11 protein-coding genes and 2 tRNA genes are annotated in these 13,293 nt (G+C 59.8%); 5 read left to right on the plus strand and 8 right to left on the minus strand.

The genetic code is table 11. From position 1 onward, the window contains the following. Window positions 1-178: 178 nt before the first annotated feature. A complete protein-coding gene (locus VIN30_RS01590) occupies window positions 179-1,333 on the plus strand; it encodes a winged helix-turn-helix transcriptional regulator (protein WP_338208742.1) in 1,155 nt (384 codons plus the stop codon). A gap of 115 nt (window positions 1,334-1,448) precedes the next feature. On the opposite strand, the gene VIN30_RS01595 is transcribed toward VIN30_RS01590, so the two are convergent. From VIN30_RS01595 to VIN30_RS01615, 5 genes are all read right to left on the minus strand, one after another. Beyond that, a complete protein-coding gene (locus VIN30_RS01595) occupies window positions 1,449-1,949 on the minus strand; it encodes a type II toxin-antitoxin system VapC family toxin (protein ID WP_338208744.1) in 501 nt (166 codons plus the stop codon). Beyond that, complete coding sequence (locus VIN30_RS01600; protein WP_338208746.1) at window positions 1,946-2,311, minus strand: hypothetical protein; 366 nt, start codon at window positions 2,309-2,311, stop codon at window positions 1,946-1,948. The genes VIN30_RS01595 and VIN30_RS01600 overlap by 4 nt, the downstream gene beginning before the upstream one ends. Before the next feature lie 224 nt (window positions 2,312-2,535). Continuing rightward, window positions 2,536-2,730 carry a hypothetical protein gene (locus VIN30_RS01605; RefSeq protein WP_326424819.1) on the minus strand — a complete coding sequence of 65 codons (195 nt, stop codon included), beginning with the start codon at window positions 2,728-2,730 and terminating at the stop codon, window positions 2,536-2,538. 204 nt (window positions 2,731-2,934) lie between these two features. After that, window positions 2,935-3,876, minus strand: coding sequence for a serine O-acetyltransferase (locus VIN30_RS01610; RefSeq protein WP_326424820.1), 942 nt, complete (start codon window positions 3,874-3,876; stop codon window positions 2,935-2,937). A 252-nt stretch (window positions 3,877-4,128) separates the two neighbouring features. Then, window positions 4,129-6,180 carry an MDR family MFS transporter gene (locus VIN30_RS01615; RefSeq protein WP_338208751.1) on the minus strand — a complete coding sequence of 684 codons (2,052 nt, stop codon included), beginning with the start codon at window positions 6,178-6,180 and terminating at the stop codon, window positions 4,129-4,131. Window positions 6,181-6,546: 366 nt separating this feature from the next. Between VIN30_RS01615 and VIN30_RS01620 the strand changes: the two genes are divergently transcribed. The 3 genes from VIN30_RS01620 (at window position 6,547) to VIN30_RS01630 (ending at window position 11,179) form a co-directional block, all read left to right on the plus strand. Continuing rightward, on the plus strand, window positions 6,547-7,857 hold the full coding sequence (locus VIN30_RS01620) for a hemolysin family protein (protein WP_338208753.1): 1,311 nt from the start codon (window positions 6,547-6,549) through the stop codon (window positions 7,855-7,857). Between the two features lie 393 nt (window positions 7,858-8,250). Further along, window positions 8,251-9,333: a helix-turn-helix transcriptional regulator gene (locus VIN30_RS01625; protein ID WP_338208756.1), complete on the plus strand. Its 1,083-nt coding sequence runs from the start codon at window positions 8,251-8,253 to the stop codon at window positions 9,331-9,333. A 142-nt stretch (window positions 9,334-9,475) separates the two neighbouring features. Beyond that, window positions 9,476-11,179, plus strand: coding sequence for an FAD-dependent oxidoreductase (locus tag VIN30_RS01630; protein WP_338209085.1), 1,704 nt, complete (start codon window positions 9,476-9,478; stop codon window positions 11,177-11,179). 99 nt (window positions 11,180-11,278) lie between these two features. Here VIN30_RS01630 and VIN30_RS01635 read toward each other — a convergent pair whose 3' ends face one another. From VIN30_RS01635 to VIN30_RS01645, 3 genes are all read right to left on the minus strand, one after another. Then, window positions 11,279-12,073 (minus strand): amidohydrolase family protein, encoded by a 795-nt coding sequence (locus VIN30_RS01635; protein WP_338208758.1) that lies wholly within the window; start codon window positions 12,071-12,073, stop codon window positions 11,279-11,281. Between the two features lie 174 nt (window positions 12,074-12,247). After that, a tRNA-Ser gene (locus VIN30_RS01640) sits at window positions 12,248-12,340 on the minus strand. A gap of 113 nt (window positions 12,341-12,453) precedes the next feature. Continuing rightward, window positions 12,454-12,545: transfer RNA gene (locus VIN30_RS01645), tRNA-Ser, on the minus strand. 174 nt (window positions 12,546-12,719) lie between these two features. Here VIN30_RS01645 and VIN30_RS01650 point away from each other — a divergent pair. Beyond that, window positions 12,720-13,280 carry a TetR/AcrR family transcriptional regulator C-terminal domain-containing protein gene (locus VIN30_RS01650; RefSeq protein ID WP_338208760.1) on the plus strand — a complete coding sequence of 187 codons (561 nt, stop codon included), beginning with the start codon at window positions 12,720-12,722 and terminating at the stop codon, window positions 13,278-13,280. Window positions 13,281-13,293 lie beyond the last annotated feature (13 nt).

Below are 13,293 nucleotides of genomic sequence, written 5' to 3' on the forward strand. Positions count from 1 at the left end.
GTCAGCGACACTGCGCCCATGCTCGCACGCATGGGAAATCTCAGGGCCCGCGCCATCACCGATCTCGCATCAAACCGAGAAACTTAGTGGAACTTAGAACTCCTTAGAAGAACTTAGATAAACTTAGTAAAACTTAGCAAAACTTAGAACTCCTTAGAAGAACTTAGAAGGAAGCGCCATGAGCATTGAGGAGAATCCCTTTACCCCTAGTTTTGGAGAAATTCCCGTCTACCTTGCCGGCCGACGTGAGATTATCGACGCGTGTTCGCGGGCGTTTCTCAGCGAGCGGCGCCGCCCCGAGCTGACAACGCTCTTCTCCGGCGCCCGCGGCACGGGAAAAACGGCCCTCCTCTCCCATCTTGCCGATCTGGCAGAGGAAAGCGGATGGATCTCCGTGAACATCACGGCGCTGCCCGGCATGCTCGGCGACGCGGAAATACAGCTGCGCCGCAATACCGCCCATCTCATCGATCTCGAAAGCAACCTCTCCATCGCGAGCGTGGGAATTCCCGACGTCATATCTCTGTCCATATCGGAAGGCGAGGCACCGCGCAGTAACTGGCGGTCACGCATGGACGATATATTCGACCAGCTCTCACCGCAGGGAATTGGCGTGCTCTTCACTGTTGACGAAGTTGATCCGACGCTCGACGAAATGGTTCACCTCGCCGCAGTCTACCAGCACTTTGTCCGGGAAGGCCGCAAGGTGGCACTCCTCATGGCCGGGTTGCCCCATAACATCTCGTCTTTGCTCAACAACAAGACCGTGTCGTTTCTCCGGCGCTCGAACCGCATGGTGCTCGATCGCATTCCCGATAGCGAGGTTTCCGCAGCCCTCGTACGCACGGCCCAAGCGGGCAACCGCAGCGTTGATGCGACGGCGTTGGCGGCGGCGGCAGAATCCATCGGTGGCTTTCCCTTCATGCTGCAGCTTGTCGGCTACTACGCCTGGGACGAGAACCCCAAATCCGAGGTGCTCGGCGCATCCGACTTCGCGCGAGGCGCCGCCATTGCACAGCAGGAGATGACCTATCGCATCCTGGATGCCACCTTCGCCGAGCTATCTCCCGGCGATTTGCGCTTTGTTGCCGCTATGCTGGAGGATGAAGGAGACAGCCGCATCGCCGACCTCATCGAGAGGCTCGGACGCTCGTCTTCGCTCGTGGCACAATACCGCAAGCGGCTCATCGACGCCGGAGTCATCGGCAAACGGGCGCGCGGTGTCGTAGGGTTCGATCTCCCCTATTTCCGCAACTACCTGCAGGAGAAACTCGACGACGGAGAGCTGCTTCTTGAACCTGTCGGCGAACGCTCTTCCTCTTTTAATGAGTAGTTTTACTCAGTGTATTGAGTAAAACTACTCATTAGGAATTTCGTTCGATTATAGATAAAGTTGCCGAAGGAAACGCCCTCACTGGGCGAGGGTGAGCCGCGGCATCTCTATAGCCCTAGCGGCGATGGGCGTGGGCTATGAGGTCAGCCATTTCGGCAGCGGTTTTCGCGGGAATGCTGGCACGGGCGGCCAACCCTTTGTCGTGGGTGACCAGGTAGCGAGCCTTGCAAAGCTCGCAAGCGGCGAGCACCGCGCCGTCCTCGTAGTCGGAGGTGACATCACGATAGTGCCGGGCCAGCCACGCCGTGCGATCGTCCATGGGGATCGAAACAGCCAGATCGGTCATATGGTCCACGCAGCTCCAGGCGAAGTCGTTTATGCCGCGCGCCGTGCGCTCGTCAACCGTGCCTCCGTTTTCACGCACCGTTTGCTTCAGATACTTGCCCACGATATAGAAAACCTCGTTGGGGGCATCTGCTGGAGTTCCCAAATGGGCATCGTATTCCTCCGCAGTACGAATGAAGCGAGCAGCCTCCTCGTGAAGGGGACGTTCTTTCAGATAGAAATCAAGCCAGATGTTTTTGTCCACAACAATGGCATTCTCTGCAACCGTCACCAGAGCCCCCTCTCAGCCAGTCTTTCGCTCTTCGCCTCATAAAAAAGATTGTCCCAATATTCGTCGGAGAACTCCTGAGGCGAGGCGGATGGCGGAATGCCCAGTGCCTCGCGTTGCGCCTGAAGCGATGCCAGAAAATCTGTAATGGCCTGGGCGCGCTTCTCGCCTTCGCTCATGCTGGCGCTTGGCTCCGTGCCGATAAGCGACCGCAGCAGCCCCTCGCTCTCGTCGTCGTAGCGGGCAGCGCACTCGTAGAGTCGCCGCATAGCCTCCGAGGGCGTGCAGCCGAACCGGGCAAACCGCTCGTCGCCGCGGCGCTTCAACTCGGCATCAATTCGAAAGTTCATCTGAGCATTCGGCATAGCTGCTCCTTCCATAATGCTAGCAGTATAGCATTATGGAAGGAGCAGCGCGAGCAACGGGAGCAAGCGGGCGGCCTGAAGACCGCCCCTACAGATCGGCCCGGACTTCGATGCCGGTGAAGCAAGCCGATCATCGTCGGGACGTTCGCAGCACGGCGAAAAACCTCCTGAACGCACAACAGCCGTCCCGAAGGACGGCCGCAAGACGTACGAGCGCCGCAGCTTTATGCGCGGGTGCGGAACGGGTCGGCGGCGGCCAGGGTGCCGAAGCCGATCAGCGCGAGGGCAAGCCAGCCCATAGCGCCCACGGTCACGATGGCATCGTCGGCCTGGCCGAGACCCAGCGCCTGCCACGCACCCAGCAGAGCCACGGTGGCGGCAACGAGCACGATAGCGATGATCCAGAGGTTCTTCTTCATGGTCTTACCCTCCTTTGGTAAGTCGGTTGCAACGCCGCGTCCTCAAACGCGGAATGATGATGATATTCGTCCATAATATGCCGTCAACACCCAAGAAGGCCCTGTTCACAGGGCCTTCAAAAAACTCTGGGTGTAGATTGGGTGTAACCCACCGCCCGCCACCGCAACCAAGCCGCCGGCAGTCAGGCATGCGGGAAAGGCACTCTAGTCGCGCTCGCCGGGTTGACGGACGGAAATCTCCTGCGACTTCACCGACACGCGGGAGTTCGGCGGCACCGAGAAGGTGACGAAGGTGCTGCCGGCGATAACCGAGCCCTTGCCGATGACCGTCTCGCCGCCCAGCACGCTGGCATTCGAGTAAATGGTCACGTCGTCCTCGATGGTGGGGTGGCGCTTCACGCCGGCCAGGCGCTGACCGCCGCGCGTGGAAAGCGCACCCAGGGTCACGCCCTGGTACAACTTCACGTGCTCGCCGATAACGGTGGTCTCGCCGATCACCACACCGGTGCCGTGGTCGATGAAGAAGTAGTCGCCGATAGTCGCGCCAGCGCCGATGTCGATGCCGGTGGACGAGTGGGCGATTTCGGTCATCACGCGCGGAATGATGGGCACGCCCAGCTCATACAGCACGTGTGCGATGCGGTACACGTAAATGGCGTACAGGCCCGGGTAGGTGAAGATGACCTCCTCCTTGGAACCGGCCGCCGGGTCGCCGTCGTACAGCGCCTGCACATCGGTAAGCAACGTGCGCTGGATTTCCGGCAAGGCGTCGAAGAACTTCGTGCAGATGTCGGCCGTTTGCTGGCAGATGGTGTCAGACGTGCAGCCACCGCACAGGTGGTTGCCGCTGCCGATGAGGTCGTCGCGCTCGTCGGAGGTATAGGTAAGCGCCAAAATCAGCTGCTGGCGCAGCACGCTCTCGATGTCGATGAGCGTCTGGCCGATGAAGTAACTGGGGCTCGTGGACGGCGTCAGCATCTCGGGCCCGAAGTAGCCGGGAAACAGCACGCGGCGCAGCTCGGTGATGAGCCCCTTAATGGCCGTGCGGCTGGGGAACCGGCGCCCGGGTTTCGTGAAGAATATCTCGTCGGCCTCGTAGTTCTTCTCGATAGCAGCGACGATGCGCTCCAGGTTGTCTCCGAACATGGGACCTCCTTGCAGGTCGGGGCTTTTCGATAGGATAGCAGATCGGCGACGCTTTCCCGCCCACGCCATCAGTTGCGGAACGAAACAGCTACTATCAATGGTGAAGATACTAGATGCTCGAACGACGCCAAATCGCAGCCACCCGCACCTGGCGTCTTTGCCATTGCACGGAAGCTGGCCTCGCGGCTTCCCAAGCTCAAGCAGCCCCGTTGCCTTGATCGCCGGGGCTGCTTGGTTTTCGGAGCGTCGTGGCTACCCCTCGCGGCCCTCTGGGCGCGTGGTGCCGGACTGTTCAGCAGGACGGCCGGCGCGGGCAGCACGCTCGGCGCGCTCTTCAGCGCATTTTTTCTCGCAATCGCATTCCACCACAGCTTCCATCTGACCACTGGGTTCGTCGCCGCAGAACACGGCGCGCCCCGGGTGCTCGGACAAATACGCGGCCATGGAATACTGTGTGATATCGCTGCGGTTGATGACGCCCACGATGTGGCCGTCCTCCAGCACCGGCACCTTCTTCAGATGGTTCTCGGCCAGCACGCGGCACACATTGGTCAGGTCGGCATGCACGCTCACGCAGATGGGATTGCCCACTCCGATCTCGCTGGCGCGCATCTGCATCACCTTCGCCAGCTTTTCGGCGTAGCCCTCATCGTCCATAACGGTACGGTTGATCAGCACGATGGGATCAGTGAACGAATTGCTGCGCGGGCTCAGCCGCTTCAGAATGTCGCCGTCGGAGATGAAGCCCACCGGCTCGCCCGACTCATCCACAATGGGCGCCGCCGAAATGTTCTTCTCCACGAACAGGCGCATGGCCTCTTCCACCGTGGCGTCCTGATGCAGCGAGTACACGTCGGTCTTCATGATGGCCATGAGCAGCGACTTGCGGGTGTTTCCCTCGTCCACCGCGGCCTCCTCGCCGGGCTTGTCCTTCACCAGGGCGATGGTCATCACCAGGCCCACCAGGCACAGCACCGTGCATACCAGGAAGGCGGCATTGATACCCAGCATGGTGCCCTCCACCGCGCCGAAACTGGGCGACGCGATGTTCTGCACCTGGGTGCTCACGGCGATGATAATGGCGGTGCCCAGCGAGCCCGCCACCTGACGCAGCGTGTTGTTCACCGAGGTGCCGTGGTTCATCACCTTGTTGTCCAGCGCGTTCATACCCCAGGTGGTGATGGGCATGTTCACCAGCGTCATAGAGAACATGCGGATGGTGTACACCACGGTAAGGTACACGATGCTCGTTTCCGTGTTCAGCAGCGCAAAGGCGAAGGTGGTCAGCGTCAGCAGGGTCATGCCCACGATGGCCATGCGGCGCGGGCCGTGGCGGTCAAACCACTTGCCGGCGATGGGGTTCATCACGCCCATGAGGATGGCGCCGGGCATCAGCACCAGGCCCGATACCGTGGCCGACAGCCCGTGCAGCGACTGAATGTAGATGGGCATGAGAATACCCGCCGCCAGCAGGGCGCCCTGCACGAGCATACCGATGATGGTGCCCACCAGGAAGCGGCGGTTCTTCAGCACATCGACCCGTAGCATGGGGTGCGGCAAGCGCGTCTGGCGAACGAAGAACCACACCACGCCCACAATGCCGACGGCAGTGGTCAGCAGCGGCACCAGGGTGAGACCCGCCGAGCCCAGAGCCGAGAAACCGTACAGCATCAGGCCGAAGCCCAGGGTAGACAGCACCAGCGACAGCGGATCGAGCACCGAGTCGCCCTTGTTCGCGGGCGCCTTGTCGTCCACGAGGAACAGCGACGCCGCGATGATGACGAGCGACAACCCGAAGATGATGTAGAACAGAATGTGCCAGTCGGCCTGGTCGATGACGAAACCGGCCACGGTAGGACCGATGGCCGGCGCGAAGGCGATGACGAGGCCGAAGATGCCCATGGCCGAGCCGCGGCGGTCGACGGGGAACACTAGCATGAGCACCGTCATGGTCACCGGCATGAGGATGCCGGCACCGGCCGCCTGCACGAGACGACCTCCCAGCAGCACGGGGAAGTTCAGGCCGACGGCCGCCAACAGCGTACCCAGGGCGAACATGCCCATAGAGAACACGAACAGGCGCCGCGTAGAGAACCGGTCCTGCAAGAACGCCGTGATGGGAATCATGATGGCGTTCACCAGCGTGAAGCCCGTGGTGAGCCACTGGGCCGTGGACTGGTCGACCGACATCTCCTCCATGATGGACGGCAACGCCGGCGTGACCAGTGTCTGGTTCAGCACCGTCACAAAGGCGCCGAACACCAGCACGGTCAGCATCATCCATTGCTTGCGGGTCAATTTCATGCGCAACACCTCATCTGCCTGGCCGGCCCTTCTCTCCGCGAGCCGGCTCGCTCGTTCTATGCTTGATGGAAACTGGCTTACTCTACCACCATCACTGGAAAGAAGACCCGTATATCGGCCAAGTCGTCGGCTTCCTGTAGGAACGGCGGCGGCTTTCCGAAACGAACAGAGGGGCGGATGGCGAGGTGTCCGGCTGAGACCGGGGGCATCGGGGAGGCGGGCCGCCACAACACCGCCACTCGTAATAATATGATGCCAGTTTCGCTACCTGTGAGAGTACGCGCTGAAAATCCCCTAGGATATGACTCACATATTTTCAACGAGACGAAGCGACAGCCGCCGCTTCGCGAAGGGGTGTTTACCGCTATGCAAACCGCCGTTTGCCTGCTGCTAGTCGTGTTCTTCCTGCTGATGAACGCGTTCTTCGTTATCGCCGAGTTCGCGCTGGTGCGCGTGCGCAAGAGCCAGATCGACATGGCCGTGGCCGAGAAGCGTCGCGGCGCTGAGGCTGCCCGCGACGTGACCACGCACATCAACGCCTACCTTTCCGCCTGCCAGCTGGGCATCACCCTGGCCTCGCTGGCCATCGGCTGGCTGGGCGAGCCGGCCGTGTCGGCCATTCTGGAAGCGCCGCTTCTGGCCTGGGGCTTCCCCGAGTCGGCCGTGTATCCCATCTGCGTGGCCGTGGGCTTCTTCATCGTCACCACGCTGCATGTGGTGGTGGGCGAGCTTATCCCGAAATCCTTCGCCATTTTCGCCACCGAGAAGTACGCCCTGCATACCGCTGGCCCCCTGCGCGTGTTCTACCGCATCACCTACCCCATCATGGTCATTTTCAACGGCATCACCAACGGCGTCATGCGCCTGTTCGGCCATGACCCGGCCGACGAGCACGAGGTGTACACCGGCGACGAGATCAAGCTGCTCATCGATGAGTCCACCGAGAGCGGCCTCATCGACCCGGAGCAGAACGAGTTCGTGGACAACATCTTCGACTTGGGCGACAAGGACGCCGAGGGCATCATGACCCCCCGCACCGACGTGATTTGCCTGGACACCGAGGACACGCTGGAGGAGAACCTGGAGCTCATCCGCCAGTACAAGTACTCCCGCTACCCCGTGTGCAACGGATCGAAGGACCATATCGTGGGCTTCGTGCACACCAAGGACCTGGTGGACATGCCGCTAGACACGCCGCTTTCCGAGTGGAACGTGCGCGAGCTGCCCGCGGTGCCCGAGAGCATTCCCATCGCGAAGCTGCTTGAGACCATGCAGGAGCGCTGCACGAAGATCTGCGTGGTGGTGGACGAGCACGGCGGCACGGCCGGCATCGTCACCATGAGCGACATCATGGAGCAGATCGTGGGCCGCATCGACGACGAGTACGTGCACGACACCGACGACGACGTGGAAGAACTGCCCGACGGCACCTACCAGATCAACGGCACGCTGGCCATCAACGACCTGGTGGAGCTTTTGGGCTTCGAGCCCGAGGAGGCCGACGAGGTGGAAACCGCCGGCGGCCTGCTGCTGAAGCTGTTCGACCGCATCCCCGCCGAGGGCGATGTGGCCGTGCTGGAGCACCGTGGCACCAAGGTGACCTTTACCGTGCTGACCATGGACCGCCTGCGCATCGACCGCATCTGCATGGCCATCGACCGCCCCGACGAGGAGTAGCGGGCGGCCCCGAGAGCTTCGTATCCGGGCGGTCTTCGGGCCGCCCTTCGACCGAGCGACGGCCCCATGTATAATGTCCCCGTATGATCGAGGGCCACAACAAGAAGGGACATACCGTTGCAGCGCAATCACGGGCGGTGGCTCGGCAGAAATCTCCTGATAGCTGTGGCGGGCATCTCCGCCCTTCTGGCGGCCCAGTCATTTGAGGCGCCCTACGAGATTTCCTTGTATCTTCCCCTGGGACAAGGCAGCGTGCCGGCGACCATTGTAGACGTAGCCGTCGCCTCCCTCGTTTCTTGTGCTTTGATCATCGCAGGCAGCCGAGGGAGACGCGCGCTTGCGAGTGTTCCCCTCGCCATAACAAGCGCCTCGTGCTGCCTAATGGGCTTGGCCGTGCAAGGCACAGGAGAGCCCCTCTCCATTTTCGGACTCATCCTCATGTCTGCCGGGGGAACCGTTCTTCTTTTCTGCTGGCTGGCGGCAGTCTGCGCCCAGCGCGATATCGGCATTGTCGAACTGATGATAGAGGTCGAGGTGCTCGCATCGGCGGCGGCGATTCTCCCCTCGCTTCTGCCTGCGTCATGGTGCCAAGCCCTCGCCGGCATGAGCGTGGCAGCTTCTGCGGTGGCACTTTGCCTCATCCAGCGCCCCGCGCCTTCCTCATCGGAGGCCGAGCGGTCTTTTACCCTCGAGCCATCTTCGTTGGCGAAAATCCTCTGCAGCTTTTTTGTTATCGGACTGGTGGTAGGATCCTTGCAGTACTCGGTCTTCCTGCAGCAGGCAGAAGGCGAGATGTTCCCCTTCATCATTACCGCCATATCGCTCGCACTCGTGCTCTGGCTCTTTAACCGCGGGCGAGACTTCAATCTGTCGGTATGGACGAAAGTAGTTGCGACCCTTTCGCTGGCCGCTCTTATCTTAGTGCTGTTCTCATCGACTCTCACCTACCTTGCCTACGTGTTGGCCGGCATCGCATACTCTCTTTTGGAATGCGGCGCCCTCTACATGGGATTGCTCCTGGGGCGGCTGTATCCTGGTACTCGTGTGAGAATCTTAGCCACTGCCTGGTGTGTGGGGACTTTAGGGTCCCTCCCCCTGCTGGCTTCCGCTTTTTTCGGACCCCACATCGCAAGCAGGGTCGCCATGCTCTTCATGGCCCTTCTTCTCGTCGTGGCATCCATTTGGATTCTGGAGGATCGAACCATGTCGCTGCTGTTGTCCGCAAGCGGCGGCGCGAAGCTCACCTCGCTCTCGGGTCGTCCCCTTGAATCATTCAGCGACAGCATGGGCCTGACTGCTCGCGAACGCGATGTGTTCAATCTCTATATCGTCGGACGAAGCGCCCCCTACATTGCAGAGAAGCTCGTAATCAGCGAGAGCACGGTGAAATCTCACCTGCAGCACATCTACACCAAATGCGGCGTCCATTCGCGCCAAGAGCTTATCTCACTCGTTGAAACGACCTCGAAGGAATAAACCACCTGGTCAGATGATTGTCGTACTTTTCGTATAGGGTGCTTTTTCTTGTATTTCATACGTTTCTCCTGTTTTGCACGACTTCCGAATGCGGTGATATAGGTGCCGTCCTGATATACGACAAAAGGAGGGTACCGTGACGATGAAGGAGTTTGGGAAGAAGGGATCAATCAGCCGTCGAAGCTTTTTAGCAGCACTCGGCCTGGCAGGCGCCTCGGCCGCCGGCACCGGCCTCGTCGGTTGCGCCCCGAAGCAGCCGTCGGATAATCTCGATGACGAGAATACCGCCCTCGCTGACACTGGCACCCTGGTGGAAACCGACATCCCCGAGGACAAGATTATCGAGACGGTTGATTGCGACGTGTGCGTGGTTGGCCTGGGCGTGGCGGGGGTAGGAGCCCTGCGTTCTGCCGCTGAAGGAGGACTCAAGGTAGTCGGCGTCGAGAAGGGCAGCAAGCCCAGTGCTCGCTCGAACATGTTCGCCGCCTTCGGCACCGAGAAGACGCGCTCCATCGGAATCGAGGACATCAGCCCCACCGAGGTGGCCAACGAGCTCATGACGCAAATGTCGCATCGCGCAGACTATCGCATAACCACGAAGTGGCTGAAGAACTGCGGAGAGGCTTTCGAGTGGTACACCTCCGCATACGACGGACTCCTGTGGCTCGGCATGGAAGACGAGCTTCCCGAAGATCCTAGTCAGTTGTTCGTCTGCGCCGATACGCTCACGAGCGGCATCTATCGCTTCGGCATCGACCACGAGCGCCTCTTTGCCGGATGCTGCTGCATCAGCGGAGGCGACGAGACCCATACGCCCGTTCTGCAGGCCAATGTCGATGCAGCCGTGGCCACCGGCAACGCGCAGGTGCAATTCTATTCGCCAGCCGTGAAGCTCGAGGCTGCTGACGGCCAGATAACCGCCGTGATCTGCCGCAATGATGAGGGCGAGGGCTACACGCGTTATCGTGTCTCCAAGGGCGTGGTGCTCGCCACGGGCGGCTATTCCCACAACGAGAAAATGCTGGGGCAGTATGCTCCGTGGATTCTGAAGAACCAGGACAAATTCCTGTTCTCATACGAGGTGACGGATCACGACGGCAACCCCGCCGATACCGGCGACGGCCAGCAGATGGGCATGAACGTCGGCGGCCACCTGGACGTGGGACCCCATGCGGTAATGGCTCATATTCTCCAGTTCGGCCAGGAGTTCTTCCTGCAGGTCAACGAGCACGGCGAGCGCTTCACCAACGAAGACCTCAGCATGACCAATATCGCTAAGGTCATGCAGAACCAACCAGGCAGCAAGGTTTTCCAAATCATAGACAGCCACTGGCCCGAGCAGTACCCGATGCTCGAGATGGTCATGGAAAACATCCGCAGCTATGGCGACGGCGAGGGTTTTTCAGCTCAAGCCGATTCACTCGAAGAGCTCGCCTCTCAGCTGGAACTCAGCGCAGATGCCACCCAGAATTTAACCGCAGCGGTCGCGCGCTACAACGAGCTGTGCGAAAAAGGAGTCGATGAGGATTTCGGCAAGGCAGCAGAGAAGATGTTCCCCGTGGTCGATCCTCCCTTCTACGCGATCACCTACGATATGCTCAAGCACACGTCGGTGGAAGATGTGAGCTGCATGCGATTGCTCGTTACCATGGGCGGCCTCGTAACCGACGACAACGCTCGCGTGCTCAACGACGATTCGGAGCCCATTCCCGGCCTGTTTGCCGTTGGCAACGTGCAAGGCGGACGCTTCGTGGAGGACTACCCCTTTACGTTGTCGGGAGCCAGCCATGCTGCTGCCCTCACTTACGGCTATTTGACCGGTAAGTATCTAGCCGAGCAAGTCTAAGCGATGCATACTCTATTGCGATAAAACGAGTCCCGACGCGCGCAACTCCCTCCCCGTAGCGCGCGTCGGGATTCTTGTGCTGTCTAAGTTGAGCAGCAGCTACTTAATTTTTTGGCCAATGAAGTGTTCGACATTGTGCCAGGTGATAGCTTCGAATTCTTCCTCAGTGAAGGGCATCGCCGCCAGCATGTTGTACTCGGTGGCAGGGTTCCACATGGGGAAGTCGCTGCCGAACATCACGCGTTCCACTCCGTAGGCGCGCGCAAGCTCCACCGCACGGCGCGGACCCAGGAACTCCAGCGCGCTCGACGTGTCCACGTAGCAGTTCTCGTCTTCCAAATACTCCAGCGCGTAGTCGAACACCGACCAGCCGCCGAAATGCGCCGCGTCCACCACCAGCTTGGGGAACGTGCGCAAAATTCTCTTCAGGCGCCGCGGATGCGAATAGTCGTAGCGGTAGTCGCCCGTGTGGATGACAATAGGCAAGCGTCCCTCGATAACCTCGTACAGCCGCATGAGCCGCGGGTCGTCCATGTCCACCTTCTGCGTGTCGGGATGAATCTTCACGCCCTTCAAGCCCAGCTTGATAGCGCGGTCGATCTCGGCTTCGATATCCTCGTAATCCTGGTGCATCGTGGCGAAGCCGATGAACTCGGGGTGCCGAGCGCACTGGTCGGCGATGAAGTCATTGATGGTCTCCACCTGACCTGGCGTTGTGGCCACCGAATGCACCAAATGGTGCGTGATGGGCGTTCCCTCGCATGCCGCCATGAGCGCGTCAGCCGAAGCCACGGGCGCGGCCATTTCCACGTGGTAGAAGTCGCCCACAGCATCGGAAGCCTTTGCGGCGATTTTCTCGGGGTAAATATGAGAATGGGCATCAATGACCGGCATGGGTGGTTCCTTCGACGCGAACTTACGATTTTCCCTATTGTACGGAAGGCCGCGTTTCGAAAAAATGACCAACCCGCTCATTTTGTTGCCATAGCCAGCGAGCGGTGCAGCTTCGTGAGACGAAGTTGCAACAAATTTTCCCGCAAAGCACGTCTACTGTTATGGAAAATCAAATGGCGGAGGAGGAGGGATTCGAACCCTCGTCACCGGGGTTACCGGTGAAACGGTTTTCGAGACCGCCGCATTCAACCACTCTGCCACCCCTCCGCATGGGGTGAAACGCCGCCGAGGCGACTTTGATGCCGTCGAAACCGACATCGTTTCGCGCCGCGAATCGGGCGCTATAGAGAAGCGAGCCTTAACGGCTCGCGAATAAACTCTGGCGGAGAGGCGGGGATTTGAACCCCGGATACGCTTTTGGCGCATACACGATTTCCAATCGTGCTCCTTCGGCCAGCTCGGACACCTCTCCACATAGCCACACCCCGCCGAAGCGAAGTGCCTAAAAATTATAGCGCAGCCGCCGCCCGCACTCAAGAAGTTTTTCCTGCGAGGGTGCTACAATACGAATACTTGCTCACCACTTCTTCAAACATCGCACCAGAAAACACTTGGGGGAGGATTTTTGCGCACCAGAGAGACCTTCATGGACGCTTTTAAGAAGATCGTCGCCGAAAAGCCCATCGATAAGGTTACCGTTGCTGAGCTTGTTCGTGAAACGGGGCTCAGCCGTCAGGCTTTTTACAATCACTTTCTCGATAAGTACGATCTCTCTATTCAAATCTATGAGCAAAGCTTTGCGCCGGTAGCCCAAGGCCACCGAGATCGCATTACCACATGGCTGGAATCGGGAATTCAGCACCTCGAGATTTACGCCGCCGACAAAGATTACTATCGCAACGTGCTGTCATCATACGATCGCTCGTCCTTGCGGTTTTATCTTAAAGATCGGATGTACCACGAGTTCCGGCACAAATGCGAGCTGCGCGGGGCGGTGTTCGATACTGAGGATAAAGTCTATGCGCTCAAAATGGTCGTATTTGCCACCAATGAAATGACCTTTGAATGGGTTGAAAACGGGTGCCAGGAGCCAGCCGAGGTTATCGTGAAGCGGTTCGATCTTTGCCGACCCATGATTCTCTCCCCCTATCTGGAAGACACAGATTCGGTTGCAAACCCTTGCACTGGCACCCCCCCCCGACACTGAAAGTGGTGGTGAC

It is taken from the genome of Adlercreutzia wanghongyangiae (genome assembly GCF_035989245.1).
GTDB classification, from domain to species: domain Bacteria; phylum Actinomycetota; class Coriobacteriia; order Coriobacteriales; family Eggerthellaceae; genus Adlercreutzia; species Adlercreutzia wanghongyangiae.